This is a genomic window from Tateyamaria pelophila (assembly GCF_019966495.1).
In the GTDB taxonomy this organism is placed as follows: domain Bacteria; phylum Pseudomonadota; class Alphaproteobacteria; order Rhodobacterales; family Rhodobacteraceae; genus Tateyamaria; species Tateyamaria pelophila.
Map to the genome: position 1 here is coordinate 1 of NZ_JAIMIA010000095.1, position 17,314 is coordinate 17,314.

Annotated in this window: 13 protein-coding genes and 1 pseudogene; 1 reads left to right on the plus strand and 13 read right to left on the minus strand. The window is 57.5% G+C overall.

Translation table 11 applies throughout. From position 1 onward, the window contains the following. Window positions 1–347 precede the first annotated feature (347 nt). From LC354_RS20770 to LC354_RS20825, 12 genes and pseudogenes are all read right to left on the minus strand, one after another. Complete coding sequence (locus tag LC354_RS20770) at window positions 348–1,136, minus strand: hypothetical protein (RefSeq protein WP_223427454.1); 789 nt, start codon at window positions 1,134–1,136, stop codon at window positions 348–350. A gap of 47 nt (window positions 1,137–1,183) precedes the next feature. Further along, on the minus strand, window positions 1,184–3,031 hold the full coding sequence (locus LC354_RS20775; protein WP_317849373.1) for an AMP-dependent synthetase/ligase: 1,848 nt from the start codon (window positions 3,029–3,031) through the stop codon (window positions 1,184–1,186). A 224-nt stretch (window positions 3,032–3,255) separates the two neighbouring features. Continuing rightward, the gene (locus LC354_RS20780; protein WP_223427458.1) at window positions 3,256–4,833 is read right to left on the minus strand and encodes an oleate hydratase; all 1,578 of its coding nucleotides are present in this window, start codon (window positions 4,831–4,833) and stop codon (window positions 3,256–3,258) included. Between the two features lie 1,295 nt (window positions 4,834–6,128). Continuing rightward, window positions 6,129–6,440: pseudogene (locus LC354_RS20785) on the minus strand (IS6 family transposase); the annotation flags it as partial. A 123-nt stretch (window positions 6,441–6,563) separates the two neighbouring features. Further along, window positions 6,564–7,499 (minus strand): choline kinase family protein, encoded by a 936-nt coding sequence (locus LC354_RS20790; protein ID WP_223427464.1) that lies wholly within the window; start codon window positions 7,497–7,499, stop codon window positions 6,564–6,566. A 1-nt stretch (window position 7,500) separates the two neighbouring features. Next, the gene (locus tag LC354_RS20795) at window positions 7,501–8,442 is read right to left on the minus strand and encodes a phosphotransferase (protein ID WP_223427470.1); all 942 of its coding nucleotides are present in this window, start codon (window positions 8,440–8,442) and stop codon (window positions 7,501–7,503) included. Continuing rightward, complete coding sequence (locus LC354_RS20800) at window positions 8,439–9,713, minus strand: Zn-dependent hydrolase (RefSeq protein WP_223427472.1); 1,275 nt, start codon at window positions 9,711–9,713, stop codon at window positions 8,439–8,441. Before LC354_RS20800 ends, LC354_RS20795 begins: the two co-directional genes overlap by 4 nt. Further along, entirely contained in the window at window positions 9,710–11,557 is a 1,848-nt protein-coding gene (locus LC354_RS20805; RefSeq protein WP_223427474.1) for an ABC transporter ATP-binding protein, read from the minus strand. Before LC354_RS20805 ends, LC354_RS20800 begins: the two co-directional genes overlap by 4 nt. Continuing rightward, complete coding sequence (locus LC354_RS20810; protein ID WP_223427476.1) at window positions 11,554–12,471, minus strand: ABC transporter permease; 918 nt, start codon at window positions 12,469–12,471, stop codon at window positions 11,554–11,556. The genes LC354_RS20805 and LC354_RS20810 overlap by 4 nt, the downstream gene beginning before the upstream one ends. After that, a complete protein-coding gene (locus LC354_RS20815; protein WP_223427477.1) occupies window positions 12,471–13,451 on the minus strand; it encodes an ABC transporter permease in 981 nt (326 codons plus the stop codon). The genes LC354_RS20810 and LC354_RS20815 overlap by 1 nt, the downstream gene beginning before the upstream one ends. A 63-nt stretch (window positions 13,452–13,514) precedes the next feature. Next, window positions 13,515–15,083, minus strand: a complete 1,569-nt coding sequence (locus LC354_RS20820) for an ABC transporter substrate-binding protein (protein ID WP_223427479.1) — start codon at window positions 15,081–15,083, stop codon at window positions 13,515–13,517. 48 nt (window positions 15,084–15,131) lie between these two features. After that, entirely contained in the window at window positions 15,132–15,932 is an 801-nt protein-coding gene (locus tag LC354_RS20825; RefSeq protein ID WP_223427480.1) for an inositol monophosphatase family protein, read from the minus strand. Window positions 15,933–16,161: 229 nt separating this feature from the next. On the opposite strand from LC354_RS20825, the gene LC354_RS20830 reads away from it, so the two are divergent. Beyond that, window positions 16,162–16,905, plus strand: coding sequence for a DeoR/GlpR family DNA-binding transcription regulator (locus LC354_RS20830; protein ID WP_223427482.1), 744 nt, complete (start codon window positions 16,162–16,164; stop codon window positions 16,903–16,905). Window positions 16,906–17,088: 183 nt separating this feature from the next. Here the strand turns inward: LC354_RS20830 and LC354_RS20835 are convergent. Further along, the coding region (locus LC354_RS20835; protein ID WP_223427488.1) for a DDE-type integrase/transposase/recombinase at window positions 17,089–17,314 on the minus strand (226 nt) is incomplete at its 5' end.

Genomic DNA, 17,314 nt, shown 5'->3' on the forward strand with positions numbered 1-17,314 from the left:
ACGATCCCGGCGGCCGCAATGGCCAGTTCCACTGCCATGTCTAACTGGATTGAAAAGCAGCGCGGGAAAAAACGGAGCAAGGCTGGATTGAGCGCGTCCCCCAAGAAGCGCACCGCCCAGGAAGACCAGGCGGATATGTCGTGAGGACGTAAGCATCCGGCGTAGGCCACAGCGACGTCAAACCTTGGGGCGCGGCGCAGCATTCGACGCGATGGGCGGAGACCGGACCTTCGCTGCAGTGGCAAACTATCAGGCCCGATTTCCGCAAAGCAGGCATTCGAACCACCAGGGGCGAAAACTACTTGTCAATGGTGGAAAACTGATCACGATTAGACGACCCCTTTCGCTTACCGGCCGCCCAAAGTCATTAGAGCGAATTCATGCAGACGTGACAGTAGTGCGACGGCGATGTTGCCAACAGTTATCGGAACGACCACGACTAAGCCATGTCCCTTGGCATAGTCCGGATTGCGCTCCTTGAAAAATTGGACAAAGCGCTGATCGTCGAGTCGGCTAGGCGCCTTTTCATGCGGAGCCTCAATGGTCACCCATCCCACGTTTCGCACGAATGGATCGGTCTCGGTCACAGGGGGGGCCGAAAAGCTGTTGATCAGCTCGCGGGCGACTTCCTGAATGACTGTCGGCGTCTCGTGGTCGGGATGCGGGTAGACCCTTGAAAAGTTTTTACAGGCCATGGCGTAGCTCGAAGTGTGCACAAGGGTCCCGACATAGTAAATCGACGTGAATGGATGCCTTAGCTTCTCGGCAACGGCGCGGATCATCCTGAAACGGTAAGTTGCACTGTGCCCCCGATATTCTGGTAAGAGCCCGGCCTCCGCCCTTAAGACAATGACGTTCCGCCCCAGAACCTGGCGCCGGAACCGATGGGCTGCACAATAGCCTTTGATCTGACCGTCTGCAGCAAAATAGAGCTGGATGAGAGTACTGTCTGCCGAGGCGTCTACCACGTGACGGTGGAATTCCTTGGCGGAAACACCCGCGAATATTCTCTGGTTGACCGCGTAGAGTTGGCGCGACAGCTCAGCGCGGTCGAGCTCGGACAATTGCGCGGGGTCGACGACGCATCGGCCTCCAATCCCAGGTTCGAATTTCGTGCGTATGTTGATCTGTACCATGGCCTCGACCTTCATTTGGGGCGGTGATACGAGCCCGAACACGCGTCCTATTTTTTATGTTCGCCCTCAGAACGCCGCCGCAACATTTGTTGTCCCACGAATGCTTCGATCTCAGGCCCATAGCGCTCTTCGATAAGATGCCGCTTGATCTTCAGGGTCGGCGTCACGCTGCCGTCCTCAACGGTCCAAGGCTGCAGCTGTGAATGAACCGCGCGTACTTGGGCGAATGACGGCTGATCCCGCAACGCCTGCGCGACACGCGCCAGGATGGCCACGTTCGCATCCGGCGCATTGGGAACATCCGGATCCAGACCGTTCCGTTCTGCAAACGCGGCCCAGTGGTCACAATTGAGCACCAGGACCGCCGCGACGAAGGCGCGGTTGTTGCCAAGGGCGCAGCACTGTTCAAACAGCGGATCCGCCTCGATCGCTGCCTCGACCTCAGTAGCGGCGACGTTCTTGCCGGTCGACAGCACGATCAGGTCCTTCAACCGCCCGGTAATGAACAGGTGGTTCTCGCGAAATTCCGCAATATCTCCGGTGTGTAACCAGCCGTCCCCGTCGATGGCAGCAGCGCTACGTTCGGGGTCATTCCAGTAGCCTTGCATCAGGGAAGGTGATCTGATCAGCAACTCTCCGTCGGCGCTGAACCGGGTTTCGATGCCGCGCAGCGGCTTACCAACAGAACCCGGCATATTGTCCTCTAAGGTGGTCCCGGTGATGACGGGAGCAGCCTCAGTCAGTCCGTAGCCTTCGACAAGGGGCAGGCCGAGGCCGATCAGGAAATGGCTCACATCAGTCGATAGTGGAGCACCGCCACTGACCGCAACCCGCACCCGCCCGCCAAAAGCCTGAAGGACCGGACGCGCCACCAGCCGCTTAAGCAATGGCCAGTAAAGTAAGTGCGTCATCGGTCGAAGCTTAGTTTCCCTGCCATGACGCGCCTTGAAGCGCTGCCAGCCAATCGCGGCTGTCTTTAGCACCAGCCATCTCTTGATCGGGTTTTGCGAGGCTTCGCGGACGATTGCCTCGTAAAGCCGCTCATAAAGCCGCGGCACCGCGACCAGGATCGTCGGTCGTACCTCAGAAATATCCTGACGCAGAGTTTCGATCGCACGAGCAAAAACCACCCTGGAGCCGCCCATCATCGCCAGATGGTAGCTCATGGTGCGCTCAAAGGCATGGGCCAGTGGCAGCAGCGACAGAAAGGTGTCGCCTGTCAACGGGGGAATATTTTCCGCGACCGCTTCGGCATCCCAAAGCAGCGCATGATGCGACAACATGGCTCCTTTCGGCCTACCGGTCGTGCCCGAGGTGTGGATCACCGTCGCGATATCCTGTGCCGCGCAGCGGCTTGACCCGGGGTCGCCGTCCGCCACGTCAAGGACGTCGACAAGACTACGGACCTTGATTTTGCCGACCGATTGGTGTGTTTCACGATCTCTGCGCAGCCAGATTTGGCTCAGAGCACTGGCGCTTTCGAGGGTGGGCCTCAATGGCTCCCATGTTTGCACACTTTCGACAAGGCATAGCCGCGCACCAGAGTTGGACAGGATGAAACTGATGTTGGTGGCGCTGTCGTGAAGATAGAGCGGCACGGTAATCAGGCCGTTTGCCATGGCCGCGATGTCGAAGGCGATCCAGTCGACGCAATTTGGCAGCAAGATTGCTACACGGTCGCCGTGCGCCATGCCCGCTTGGTCTAGCGCGGCGCGATAGCGGGTGACAATTCGTTCCATTTCACGCCAAGTCACATCCCGCCATACTCCGTTGTCAAACTCGGAGTAAGCCACCGCATTCGGAGTTCGTTCGGCCCGACACATCAATAACCCCGGAATTGTCCCGGCAGCCTCACAACCGATGAAGTCGATATCTTGTGACGCTGGTCGCTTCATGGCCTTGATAATACCGGTTCATCACCTTTGGACCTTGAGCAGGATCAATCGGATCCAGTGGCCAAACTTATGCAGCAAAGCGGTTGGTGACCAATATTCTGCCCAAACACAATGGTTCGGCACTCGGGGCAGAGCCCCGGCAGTTTCCTGCGGTGTTTCGTCAGCACTCGAGCACAGCAACGATAGGGATCATTGATACACGATGCAGTAATCCGCGCACTTGTTCACATCCCCATAAGCACGCGGGCAGCCCGTATAAGCACCATTGGGTCAAGGTCGGTGCGTGCGACAGGAGGCGGCGAATCCACGCGGCCCGTCAGACTCGCAACCGCGGTGCGGGCGGAACGCACGGAGTATTCCACCGTGAAAACACAATCCCGGGGCAACTCGCAGAACTGCCCGATCACCGCGAAATTCCGCGCACCACTGGGGTGCACATCGGGGCGATCGCCGGGTTGACGTGGCATGAACTGGCTGGTGATAAACGGCATTCGGCAGGGAATAACCCGCGCGCTGTCGAACCATGAAATCTGCTCATTTGCCAGCTTTAGATGCCCGGAAAGCTCTGCGATGATCTCGTCACCTGTCGCCTCCCACATCGGCTTTTTCACAAAATTGCCGTGTCGGTCGCCGCGCAAACCGTACCCCCAAAAGGTGTAGGTGCCATGTTTTTGGTTACGAAAATGGGGCTGATGGAAAAGCACTATGGAGAGCGTCCAGCCTGAATTCGCGAATGTGATAACGCCTCCAGTGCCTGTGCGGTTGTTGGTGAAATCTTCCATGAACTCAAAGAAATCCGGGCCGTCCATCGTTGCGGTGAAGGAGTGCCACGCAGTTTTGCCGATATCGCCGCAGAACGCCTCGGGGCGACCGAAACATTCATGTTGCGCCGCGAGCCTGCGCCAGAACGTCCAGGCACCGCCCTCCCGGTCGTTGAGGTCGGGTGCACGGTCGTTCGATCCCAAAACGCTCCCGTCAGTCATCGACCCCAGGGTCAGATAGACGCGGTCTCTCTCACTGATCGGCACGGTGCTTTCATCGGCCAAAACAAGGGCTGTAACACGAAGGTCCTGCGGTGAACCCTCAATCGTCACGTCGGTAACCTGTACGCCGGTCGCAATCTCCACATCCCGGTCCCACAGCCATTTTGTGATCGGGGCGATCAGGGAGTCGTATTGATTGTAACGTGTGCGTAAAATTCCGGCGACGCGGGTGAACCCGGGGAAAAGGTGGATGAACCGCCGCAGGTAGCGTCGCATTTCGGTGAGCGAATGCCAGGGCTGAAACGAGAACATCGTGGACCACATCAGCCAGAAATTGCTGTCAAAAAAGGACGGCTCGAACCAGTCTTCGATGCGCTGTTCAGCCAATGCGCGTTCTGGCTGAAGGATCAGGCGGTTGATATCGACGATGTCATGAGCGCTGAGCGTGAGATCAAAGCGATCATCCGCCGGTTTGCCGTCCCGAACGAGACGACAGTTGGAAGCCCCGGGCACCATCTGATTGAAGGCCATGATATCCTCTGTGACAGAGACTTCCGGATCGTTCACACAGGGTATCGTATTTAAAAGATCGAAAGTGCAGGCGAAATGCTCTTCGAACATTCGACCGCCGCGGGTCAAATACCCAGCCTCGGCGTCGCCCGAACCATCGAGAGACCCTCCAGCCACCCCGAGTTGCTCATAGATCCGGATGTCTTTACCTTTGACCCCAGCGTCGCGGATCAGATAGACGGCCGTCGCCAACCCGGAGATACCCCCACCAACAATGTGGTGTTGTTCTTGCGATTCGCGCTCTGGCACTGACCATCTCCCTTCATCTGTGAAGCTTGCGCAGGCTACCTCAGAGCCGAAGACAGTGCGTTGACATGTATCAGTCCGTTCGCACTCCCTGCGGCTCTTCATTGCAACGAATTCTGCACTTTTCGCTAATGGCGGCTATGCGTAAGCTGCGCCGCAGCATCAGAGGTGGGCCTCGGACGGCAGCAATGGGCCGGTAGCAGCCCTCGCTAACAGCGGTGATTTTTCCAATACCGATCCCAGCGAGCAGCCCAACCCCCATCTACCATCGCGCAATTAATGTCTCCCACACTTGGAGATACGCACCATGAGGCCGTGCGATTTCCTCCGGCAGAGCCGTCAGACCGACATGTAAGAGTTGGCCCAGTCAACATGATATGTCCGTGCCTGCTCACCCCAGTGCGGACACCCAAAAAGGCCACCAGAGCGTCGCGGGCATTTTCAGCACTTGCGCTCGGACATGGATGGCCCGGCGAACAGGTACCATCGAGCTCTCTAGCTGCTATGCCCGCCAGGCGTAGCCGCGGCCCTTCTTCACACCAGATCGGACCATCGCCATCCCAAACATGGGAAGGTGTACATTCGAAGGTTTGACCGCGCGAAATTACTGGTACATCTGCTTTTGCACTAAGAGGACCCATAACCAGAACGGCTAGTCCAAAAATAGCTTGGGGTATCCGAACGCTTTTGATGGCTTAATCCTTCATGTGTTTGGTTTGCTACGACTTTAGCAGCCTATTCGCAGTGTTGAATGTTGCCAAGCGAAGGCTGACACACAAGAATTTTTGTAGGCGCAGCGAATGTCCGGAATGACGGGAAGCGCTGCGGCGTCGTGAGATGGGAGACAACGGCAGCAAAGGGCCGTTCGGGTCATTCTGAGGGCGAAGTGGACAACCCGTCCCTTATATTCGCATCGGATTGTGCTGTCGGTTGCACTTTCGAAAAGGGCGCTCGACCGAAAACACCAACACATTGAAAATTCGTTACTTTTTGAAAGCGCCCTTCTGAAGCACTAGGGCGCTCGGTTAGAGACAAATGGCGTTCAGAGACTGATTTTGACCGATTTCGCAGTCTCTGAAGGGCGGTCTCTGTAGCTAAACCCCTTTGAAACAAAAAGAAAAAAGGGCCCCATAAGGGCCCATCATCGGTTTCGGTAAGTGTAAGTGGCGGAGGGGAAGGGACTGACATCCAACCTTCTCTGGGCCGTAAGTAATTGAATTCATTATGTTGAAATGTGGTTTCGAAACCCACTCGCTGCAAACGCGACTGAGATCCAACTCGTAGTGTCAGCCCCTCGCGCCGTCGTGCTCCACAGCACACCAAAGGATATCTCGCTCACGATTGATCTTCACAAACATCTCGTCCAGAGACCACCGCCATGGGCTGGATTTCATGCCGGCAATTCGGCGCTTTCGGATCTCGGACGCGAATAGTGGACCAAACCGATGCCATCAATATCTCACCGCTTCATGACTGACATCGATGCCGCGTTCGTGGAGCAAATCTTCCACATTTCGAAGCGACAGCGGGAAACGAACATACAACATAACCGCCAAGCGAATGATTTCTGGGCTGGTTTTGAAATAGCGAAATGGGTCAGGTTTGATCATCCGGTGAGGCTACGAAACCGCCCTGCCCGCCTCAAGCGATTTTGCTCTGACAGTGCCGTCCCGCCCGCCTCAAGTAGATTTGTTTTGACAAAGCCGACTTCAGTGCTGAGGTAAATGTTTCCATCATACTCGGGAGAGGTGCATCGCCCAGTCCGGTGCATTCATGATGCTGCGCAGGCGCATCAGCTTCCATTGCCCGTATTTGAAATAGTCGAAATCAAGCGCCGAAACCTTTTGCTGAACGAATGACCACAGCGACCACTTCACGTCGGCCAGAGCCTTGTGGACTGTTACGCGCGACACGATCTCTGGCCGCACCTCACCGAAATAGGCTTCGATCAACTCGGCTTCCTGATCGGGAGTAAAAAACATCTCGCCAAACCAGATGCCCAGATCGTAGCACCGATCGTTCATCGACGCGTATTCGTAGTCGATCAACATTATTGAACCATCTGTTCCGATCATGAAATTGCCAGGCATGGGATCATTGAAACAGGGGGTCAGATCAAGCCCCGATGCCTCCAGCGCCGAGCGAGCCAGTCGGTACTGCCGATCCAGCCATTTGTAGTCGGGCGGCAGCCAACCACTGAGTTCAGCGACCTGATCGACATGTTCATCAATCATGTCAAACACAGTTTTCTTCAACGTCAGGGGTTCGATGGCGTGCATTTTCCGGTAGGCGTCAATCGCAGCCAGGCGCGTATCCTCACGGGCAAGATCGCTGTTCGTGCAGGCACGCCGATCCGCGATAAAGTCGTGGATCTCGATACCGTCGTCGTAAAGATCATCGTAGACCGTTGGACCAAGCCCTGCCGCCGCCGCCTTACGGCTCGCGTCAAAGGCCGCGCGGCGATCGATGAACATCTCGGTGCCTGCTCCGGGAATTTTGACGAAATACTCCTGAGAGTCATCCCCCAGCTGGATTCGGAAATTCGAATTGCTGATGCCACCGTGGACAGGGGCATAGCGCAAGGGCCTGTCCCGGAACCTTTCGGCTTTGACAACGGCGCTTTCCAAAGCCTGTTCCAACGGGGTTGTGGCGTCTCCGATCTGTTTCATCCTAATGCCCTCCCGACACATGGCGGACCGTTTCCTCAAATAAGCGGTCCGCGATCACCCGGCGGCACCGCATGAAGCGCCATTCTGAATATTTGCGAAATTCGATGGAAATGCGCTTGGAAACATGGGAATTTATCGCGGCGCTGATCGCCCATCCAAGGTCGTCAACCGCACCATAAAGACGGGCCCGGCCTAACAAACTGGGGTCCACATCGTCGTTCCAGAGCTCGATCCAGGCCATGGCATCTTCGTCGAAGACTTCGGCCTCTGCCAGCAGGACACCAAGATCGTAAGCCGGGTCATTCATACCGGCCAGATCGTAGTCGAGCAGAATGACCCCGCCGTCTTCGTGGATCATGATGTTGGACGCGCAGCCGTCATTCCGGCAGAGTTTCATCTTTGCGGGTGCGGCAGCAACGGCGCTGCGCACTTGATCCGCGCCGTCCATCAACCATTTCACGTCCACAGGTAGCGGGGCCTCGACCTTTTCCGCCCGGCGATACAGGTCCTCAACTCTCTTGAAGGGATCAAAAACCTGGGAAAGTTCGGGGCCGTCGTGCAGGCGTCTGGTCGCGTCGACAACGCTCTGTCGCACCGATTTATTCTTGAGATCAAACATGGTCGCCGTTCGCCAGCCATCGCCCAGATGTGGCGTCAAAAGGGTTCCGGTTTCAGCATCGGCCATCAGGACCTTAGGGCCTATGCCCAAAGACCCTGCGATTTTGGCGGCCTCGACGATGGGTGATGGGGTGAATTCTGCATGGCTGTCGCTGTGCAGAACACGCAGCACGCACGGTTCTTGACCGGGATCATCGACACGCCACAGATCGTTTTCGACCGCGATGTGCATTGGCGACATGACGGCTTCCCTCAAACGGGAGAATGTGGCCGTTTCAGACTGCCCCGTGAGGGCAGCAAAGGCGGCTTCGGCGTCGGCGCTCATGCGTTGTCTCCCAGTGTGCGGTCCAGATCACCACCGGCTTGGGCAATTGCATGGATCATACCGGCAAGAACATTGGCTCCGTTCATCAGATCTTCCGGCTTGGAGTATTCGGTTGGATGATGGATAACGCCACCGACGCTCGGGATTGCAATGACGATCCCCGGCATCTTCCGGCTGACCGGCACGGCGTCATGACCACCGATCGTCTCCAATTGCATCGTGCCCAGTCCAAGCGCTTCGGCCTGTCTCTCGCATAAGGCGACAAGGCGCGGGTCGAAGGCACCGGCCTCGCGTCGGTCGATGGAGATGACTTCATGCGTGACGCCGACCTTTGCCGCGCTTTCCCTTAGAACCTCCATAAGCTCCACCTCGGCGGCGTGCAGGTCATCCGGATCGGGCGAACGCAATTCGAGGAACATTGTTGCAAGATCGGCCACCATGTTGGGCGAGTTCGGTTGGATCACAAGACGTCCACATGACGAATAAAGCGCGCCGTCCCGACGGTCGGATATCTCGCGTGTGCCGACAATCGCATGGGCTGCGGCGAGGGTTGCATCGCGGCGGTCGCGCATCAACGTGGGGCCAGTATGCGCGGTTTCGCCGTGCATCGCCGCACGGATTTTGAGCGCACCCCAGTAGCGTGCGAACGGGCCGATCTGAAGGTTCGTCTTCTCCAGTTCATCGTTCCCCTCGACGTGCAGTTCAATGTAGATATCGGCGCGCGGTGCGGCGTCCTTGCCACGATAGCCTGTACGTTCCAGCTCGTCCCCTACTGTGAGGCCCGCGCCATCACATCGGGTCAAGGCATAGTTTAGACCAAGCTCCCCGCAGTAGACACTGCTGCCAAGCAGGCTGGGTTGAAACCGCGCACCTTCCTCGTTCATCCAGTCGACGATCACGAAACTACACGAGGGCGGCGCGCCGCTGGCTTCGGCCTCGGCGCGCAGGGCTTCGACCGCCGCGAAAGCCGCAATGACGCCATATGCACCATCGAAGCGACCACCGAAGGGCTGGCTGTCCAGATGCGAACCGACCATGATCACCGGGGTATCCTCGCGCGCGTTCGCCTCCAGAACCGCGAAGACATTGCCGATTTCGTCAATCCGGATCTGGTATCCCCGGTCGCGCAACTGCCCGAAGAACCAGTCGCGCGCCAGCCCGTGATCCGTGGTGCCGGCTTCACGGTTCAGCCCGCCATCGGAGGTCGAACCAAAATCGGATATCTTCTCCATGAAGCTGGAAAAAAGGTCTGGATCGACCGTGAGCGTCATGCGGACACCTCCTTGGGGACTGTATTTTCGGAATCGAGCAGATGGCAAGCGGCTCGGTTGAGGCCGCCGCGGCTTTGCAGGCGTGGGTTTTCGATCAGACACCGGTCGAAGGCCTGAGGGCATCGCGAGGCAAAGGCGCATCCGGACGGAAGGTCGATGGGACTGGGCGGTTCGCCATCCAGTAGGCAATCCTCACTCCTGTAGCGGCGGGTCTCAAGGGTCGGAGCGGCACTGAGCAACGCGCGTGAATAGGGATGGCCGGGGTTGAAAAACAGGGTCTTGTTTTCGGCCAATTCCACAACTTCCCCCAGATACATCACTGCCACACGCGCGCAGACACGGCGTACCATCGCAATGTCGTGGGAGATGTAAAGATAGGTCACCCCGTGTTGCGCCTGAAGTTTTTCCAGTAGGTCCAGAAGCTGCCCCTGTTCGGTCTGTCCCAGAGCGGACAGCGTTTCATCCATCAGCATCAAACGCGGCTCGAGGATCAGCGCACGCGCCACGTTGACGCGCTGGCGCTGCCCGGCGGTCAGGACCATGGGCAATTCTTCGTAGAGACTGGCAGGAAGCCCTACCTCCGCCATGACCTCCAGCACGCGCGACCGGCGTTCATTGCGCGAGGCAATCCCGTGAATGACCAGCGGCTCGCCTATAATCGTTCCGATCGAATTGCGCGGTGGCAGTGAATTGTAGGGATCCTGCAAAACCAACTGCATACGGCGCCGGAACGCGCGGGTGCCTTCCTTGCCGCGCCCGAAGATATCCTTGCCCTCGAAGGTGATCTGGCCGGTGTCCGGTGGTTCCAGCGCGGTCAGAAGGCGGGTCAGGGTGGATTTGCCGCAGCCAGATTCCCCGACGATGCCAAAGTTCTCGCCCTCGTAGATGTCGAAGTCGACATGCCGCACCGCTTGCAGGATGCGCTTTGGCCCAAAATTTAGCAGGCCTCGCGAGGCAAGTGCGTAGTTCCGGCTTACATCGCGCACGGACATGATCGGACGGGCATTCTCCGACGCGGGCTTCAGCCGTGATCTATCGTCATGGGCCCAAAGTGTGGGCAACTCGTCGATCAATTGCCGTGTCTTGGCGCTTCGCGGGGATGCGATCAGGTCGGCGGTCGGCTGTTGTTCCACGGCGATGCCGCAGTCCAACACGATAATCCGATCCGATACATCCGCAACCGTGGGCAGTGAGTTGGATACAAAGAGGATAGAAGTGTCGAATTCGTCCCTCAACTCGCGCAAGAGCTTCAGGATTTGCGCCCCGACGGTCACGTCGAGCGGTTGGGTGATACTATCGGCGACGATCAGGCGCGGGTTGGAGACGAGCGCGTCGACGATCATCGCCCGCTGCATCATGCCGCCGCTGTACTGGAAGGGATATTCGTTGAACCGCTGGTCCGAGGACGGGATGCGCACAGCATCCAGCAGAGCCACGACCCGTTCCTGCGCCTTTCGATAGGAGGTGCCCGGTTCCACCGCCTGAAGTTTCTCGACGATCTGTGACCCCACGGTCATGGTCGGGTCCAGTGCACCGGATGGGTTGCCACCGACATAGCCAATCGCCTTGCCGCGCAGCAGGCGGGTTTCCCTGTCCGACATGGTCAGGATGTCGCGGCCTTCGAATATGACCTTCCCGGAGACGACTCGGAGCGGGCTTTCAAGCCAGTTTATGATCGCCTTGGCCAGAACGGATTTACCCGCTCCGCTTCCGCCGATAACACCCAGAATGCCACGTGGTTCCAACGTGAAGGAAATATCCGTTAGAACCCGTGGCGCGGACGCGCCCTCGCCCACGGCCACGGTCAGGTTGCTGACATCGAGCAAGGAGGTACCCATGGTCATACCTCCCCACCGTGAACCCGGTTTCGCGAGCGTTCCAGCGCAGCCCCCATCAGGTTGAGACTGATCAGGGTCAGGAACAGAAATATCCCCGGCACCGTGGCGATCCACCAGGCGTTGACCAGATATTTGCGGCCATCCGCAATGATGTTCCCGAAGGTCGGCGTCGGCGGCTGAACGCCCAATCCGAGAAACCCCAGAACGGATTCGAAGATCATCATGCGCGCGATATCAAGGACGGCGACAAAGGCGATGGGCGGCAGGCAGATGGGCAGCAGGAGCAGGAACATGATGCGCAGGTCGGACGCGCCCAGAATAGTGGCGCCCCGGACAAATTCACGTTTTCGTTCGGCCATGACGACGGACCGCATGACCCGGGCGTAGACGGGCCAGCCCGAAAGACCCAGAACAAGAATGATCGCCGGGATCGTGGGGCGCGCCACGCCAAGGATTGCGATTGCCAGAATGATCATCGGAATGGAAAGTTGCGCATCGGTGATCCGCATCAGGATGGTGTCCGTCAAACCGCCGCGATAGCCCGCCAAAAGGCCGACCAGCGCCCCGACGGCCAGCATCACGACCACTGTCGTCAAGCCGATCAGAAGTGAATAGCGCAGGCCCACGAGCGACCGCATGAGCATATCACGGCCCAGTTGATCGGTTCCCATGGGATGGGTCCATGACCAGCCCTCGCCCATGAAGGCCGGCGGCGTAAGCTTGGCACGGATATTGATCTTAAGCGGGTCGATGCTGCTGATCATCGGCCAGAAGATCGCCAGCAGAACCATCGCCGTAAACACGAAAAAACCTACACGAAACTCGTAGGAGCGCCAAGCACCGAGTGCTACCCGTTGAGCGATTGTCTGCGCCTGCGCGTTGTCCGCTGCCGGAACGTCGATATTCGAAACATTTGTCATCAGTATTCCAACCTTGGGTCGATGGTGGTTGCGGCGAGATCGACGATGATGTTGATGACTACGAAGGCTGCACTCGTGACAATTGCAATTCCTTGGATCAGGGGGAAATCGCGCTGCAGCACCGCGTTGATCGTGAGCAGGCCCAGCCCCGGATAGTCAAAGATGAACTCGACGACCAGCACCCCGCCCAGCAGCATGGAAAACTGAACGCCAAGCAGATTCAAAAGCGGCACCGAGGCGTTTTTCAGGGCATGTGCCATGACAATCCGCCGGTGGCCGATGCCCCGGATTGCCGCAACCGAGATATAATTCTCGCGCATGTTCTGGGCCACGGATACGGTCAGGCTTCGGATCAGGAAGGGCGCTATTTCAACGGCGAGTACGATGGCGGGAAGGATGGTATAGGCAAAGCCCTGGTATCCGATGGCGGGCAGCCAGCCCAGATTGACCGACAGAACCAGCGCCAAAACGATGCCGAGCCAGAAGTTCGGCAGCGAGATGAAGAGCGATCCCATGTAGAGCGCCAACCGGTCTGGCCATTTGCCGGGCCTGAGGCCGCCGTAGATCCCCACAGGCAGCGCCACAATCAGTGCAAAGGCCATGGCCAGCAGGGCCAATTGCAGCGTGAAAGGCGCGGTGTCTGCGATCAGATCGAAGACCTCCGCCCTCTCCGAGCGGGTATTGTCGTCAAAACTTGCACCACCTACCGCGGCACCGCTGGCGGGACGAATGAACGACTGACCAAGGTCCCCTTGCAGAACGCCGCCCATGTACCGGACGAACTGGACGGGGATCGGGTCCCGCAGCCCCATGTCTTCGGCGATCTGGTCGATCACGTGGTCGGGGGCCATGCCGCCTGCCATCAGGCGCACCGGATCGCCCGGGATCACCCGCAAAAGCGTAAAGATCAGAAAGCTGACCAGAAAGATGATGACGACGCCCTGCGCCAGCCTCCGGATCAAAAAATTTACTATGAACACGATGAAGCCCCCGCTGACATGTATGTGATGGCGCCGTCCCAATGCAGGGACGGCGCTGTCGGTTCAGACAAAAGCGGCCTTGGAGGCGTCGATCGCGCCGTCCGGATAGAGAAACAGACCCTGCAGATCGGACCGCATCGCGTGGACCAAAACCGAGGTAAAGAGTGACAGCGCCGGGGCACGATCTGCCAGCATCGGCGTCAACTCTTCCTGAATGATCCTGCGCCGCTCCTCCAGTGTTGAGGCGGAGCGTTCTTTGTCCAGAAGGGCGTCGATATCGGGATCGACCAGCCCAGTGATCCGTTTCGACGACGAATGGAAATGCGTGCGCAGCACCAGATCAGGTTCCGGCGATCCGGTGGACCATCCACAGTCGATCATATGGCCAGGGCCACCACCTTCGCGGTCATAGAGGTTCTCGTTCCATGCGGCGACTTCCATCACGTTCAGCGTGACTGGAAAGCCCTGCTCTTGCAGCAGTGCCGTGATCACCTCGCCATATTCCTTGGTCTTGGGATAGAAGCCAACGGAAGTGATGTACTCCAGTTCCGGCAGGCCCTCACCGTTGGGATACCCGGCTTCCGCCAGAAGTCTCTGGCATTCCTCTGGATCGTATTCCGGATAGTTCTCGAGATCAATGTATCCGAACTTGATCGGCGAGATGAAGTTCTTGGAGGGCGATCCGGACTCTCCCAAGACCTCATAGATGATTTCCCGGTCGATCGCGTGGCAGGCCGCCTTGCGCAGCAGAGGGTTGTCGAAGGGCGGCTTGGAACAGCGGAACCAGAGATACTTGTTTTCCACCGACACCATCTTGCTCAGCGTGATGTTTGGCTTTCCGGTCAGTGTTTCGATCTGCTCCGGCTCGAGCCGTTCGATGATCGAAGCCTGGCCGTTCAGCATCGACAGGATCCGTGTGGTCGCATCCCCGACGAAGGAATAGGTCACCCCAGACACTTTGGGCGCGCCCATGAAATAGCCGTCATAGGCCTCTAGCACGGTGTCGTTGCCGCGCTGTTCGACAAAGCGGAAGGGCCCGGTGCCGTTGAGACGCTGGCTGAGCGGCCCGTTCGGGCCTGCCGCGATATCCTTGGCGGACATCATCGGAAGATAGGAGGCAAGGAAGATGAAGAGGCTGGCGGCATACCCGCCCTTGGACGTGTCCACGATTACGGTCATGTCATCGGGCGTGGTCACTTCAAAGCTGTCGGTTGGCCCGGGATACCATTGCGCCGGACGGTCCGGCAGCGCGCCATATTCAAACGTGGCCTTCACGTCCTTTGCAGCGAAGGGCTCGCCGTCGTGAAACTTTACGCCGGGACGCAGTTTGATTTCCAGCCGGAAACCATCCAGCAGCGTGATGGATTCCGCCAGTTCCATATTGGTTTCATCGGGATTGTCGGGACGCATCGGTGTGCGGGACAGATAGCCCATGACATAGGCTTCGATGTTTTTTTGTGACAGGGTCGTGTGTGCAGTGGGGTCCCAGTTGCCGGTGATATTTTCTGCCGACAGGAAGATAATTGGCTCTGCTGTTTGTGCATAGGCTGAGCTGATGAAAAACCGGGGGTCGATTTGCGTCATTCCGGCGGCTGCGCCAACGCTTGCCAAAAGGCTGCGACGAGTGATCATGGTGTCTTTCTCCTTAGTTGGTGGGCAATATGCCTTTGTGTTTTCTATTTATTTTGTCTCTTTGATAACTTTGAGCGCTTGCGCGTGCAGGTCTGCGGTGGCCGATGCCAGCACGTCGCCTGAGGAGTTCAATGTGAGCGGCCGTCCCTGCCAGTCGGAGATGACGCCGCCTGCCTCCTCAATAATGACGGTCAGCGCCATGAAGTCGAAGGGCTTCAGTCCCGCTTCGATAATCTGGTCAAGATGCCCGGAGGCCAGCAGGCCGTAGGCATAACAATCCCCGCCCAGACGGATCATCGCAGCCTCGGTGGACAACTTGTCGAATACCCGGCGTTCGCGCGCGCCGAGCAGATGGATCGATGTCGATGCGAGCGATGCCTCCCGGAGGGACGTCCTGCCGCTGGTGGCGCAGGTGACACCATTCAATGACGCCCCCTTGCCACGCTGGCCGATCCAGCGCTCACCGGTCGCACAGGCGTCGATCACACCAAAGGCCGCCTGCTCCTTGACCACCAGACACAACAGAACGCCAAAGAGAGGCGAGCCCGTGGCAAAGGCCCCCGTCCCGTCTATGGGGTCGACCACCCAGATCCGTGGCCGTCCGCGCCCGCTGACGCCTGTTTCCTCGCCAAATATTCCATCGGCGGGAAATTCTGTCTGAACCAGCTTGCGAAATGCATCTTCGATTTCGGTGTCCGCAAGCGTCACCGGCGTTTCATCCGACTTCCAGGCCAGGCCATTGCTCTTGCGAAAATACGACATCGCCATCTGCCGTGCCGTGTCAGCAAAGGATGTGGCGAATTCGAACTCCGCTTGCAGCGGTTCAAGGCGACAATTTGATTTCAGCATATGCGGCCCCCTCAGACGTGAATGCCTCAACTGACTGTTAACCACGTTGATCGGTTTTGCAATAAAATACACAAATACACAAATACGCACACTTCGAAGATGCGGAAAATATTTGAAAAACAGGATTACATGCTCTTTTCTTGGGCGCTGGCTTGCCAAAAACTTGCAAAATTGGAGTACGAGGCAGTAAGTCATCGCAGGTTTTTCAGATTCGGAGCGTGGGGTTGCCTTGTTAAAAGAAGAGCGAAAGAGTCGAATCCTCTCCATCCTTCTGGACCGGGTCAGCGCACGCACCATCGATATCGCAGCAGAGCTTGGCACCTCGCGCGAAACCGTCCGGCGCGATCTTTTGACATTGCACGCGGAAGGTCGGCTCGAAAAGATTCACGGTGGTGCTAAAATCGACCTTCAGTCGATCGAAAAACCTTTTCAGGTCAGGATGGGGCGCAACTGGGCGGAGAAACTAGAGATCGGCCGACGCGCAGTTGACCTGTTGCCACCCGGCTCTGCGGTGTTTCTTGATGCGGGGTCTACGACGGCCGCTTTTGCGGAAGTTCTGCGAGACCGAGCGACCGATATAAAAGTCTTCACAAACCTCCAACCGGCAGCGCAAATCTTGGGGCAAAAAGCGTTTTTTCTGGGTGGAACATACAATGACGACGTGCCTGCCACCTTTGGCGAACTGACATTGGCGAATATCGGACAGTTCTATGCTGACTTTGCAATCATTTCACCGACTGCCTTACATCAGACGCAGGGTCTGATGTATTATGAGTTACACGAATGCGAGATTGCCAGAGCCATGATCAAAAATGCCCAAAAAACACTCGTTCTTGCCGACGCAAACAAGTTGGAGGCCACCAGCCGCGTACGTTTGGCTGAAATCGACTGCATAGATATATTGGTTACGAACTCTGAAGCGGATCACAAGCTGCTTGACATGTTTCGGGAACGCATTTCCGAGGTTTATTGAGAAGCTTACATCAGTCCAAAAGGCGAATGGCTTAAATTGGGTTGATGCAACCCCACTCTCAATTTCTGGGCGTAAATGCATTTGAAGGTGCTATCAGACGGATTCGAACCAGTCTCAGCTTACCGCCAAATACCGGAGCTTATGCCGAACAAAGTTGCCACCACTCAGAGAGAAAGCGGCGCATTAGTTGAGTTTGAAATTGGCGCGTGAGTATAGGTGGCGCTCTTGGTTGAAATGGTTGCAGACGGATGCATGAACGGCGGCAAATTTTTGCAAACTTCGCATGCGCCGGAAGCGAAGCATCGCCCTCTCCCGTCGTCGGAACGGCAGGCGTGAATTCTCCACTCGGTTATTCAGCCATCGACCCGTTTCCTGCTTGTCTGCGGCGCCAATCTCTTTCAGCGCAGCG

Coding starts and splice junctions, on each gene's coding strand:
- LC354_RS20770 (WP_223427454.1), bottom strand. CDS start 1,136: ATGGTACAGATCAACATACGCACGAAATTCGAACCTGGGATTGGAGGC.
- LC354_RS20775 (WP_317849373.1), bottom strand. CDS start 3,031: ATGAAGCGACCAGCGTCACAAGATATCGACTTCATCGGTTGTGAGGCT.
- LC354_RS20790 (WP_223427464.1), bottom strand. CDS start 7,499: ATGAAACAGATCGGAGACGCCACAACCCCGTTGGAACAGGCTTTGGAA.
- LC354_RS20795 (WP_223427470.1), bottom strand. CDS start 8,442: ATGAGCGCCGACGCCGAAGCCGCCTTTGCTGCCCTCACGGGGCAGTCT.
- LC354_RS20800 (WP_223427472.1), bottom strand. CDS start 9,713: ATGACGCTCACGGTCGATCCAGACCTTTTTTCCAGCTTCATGGAGAAG.
- LC354_RS20805 (WP_223427474.1), bottom strand. CDS start 11,557: ATGACCATGGGTACCTCCTTGCTCGATGTCAGCAACCTGACCGTGGCC.
- LC354_RS20810 (WP_223427476.1), bottom strand. CDS start 12,471: ATGACAAATGTTTCGAATATCGACGTTCCGGCAGCGGACAACGCGCAG.
- LC354_RS20820 (WP_223427479.1), bottom strand. CDS start 15,083: ATGATCACTCGTCGCAGCCTTTTGGCAAGCGTTGGCGCAGCCGCCGGA.
- LC354_RS20825 (WP_223427480.1), bottom strand. CDS start 15,932: ATGCTGAAATCAAATTGTCGCCTTGAACCGCTGCAAGCGGAGTTCGAA.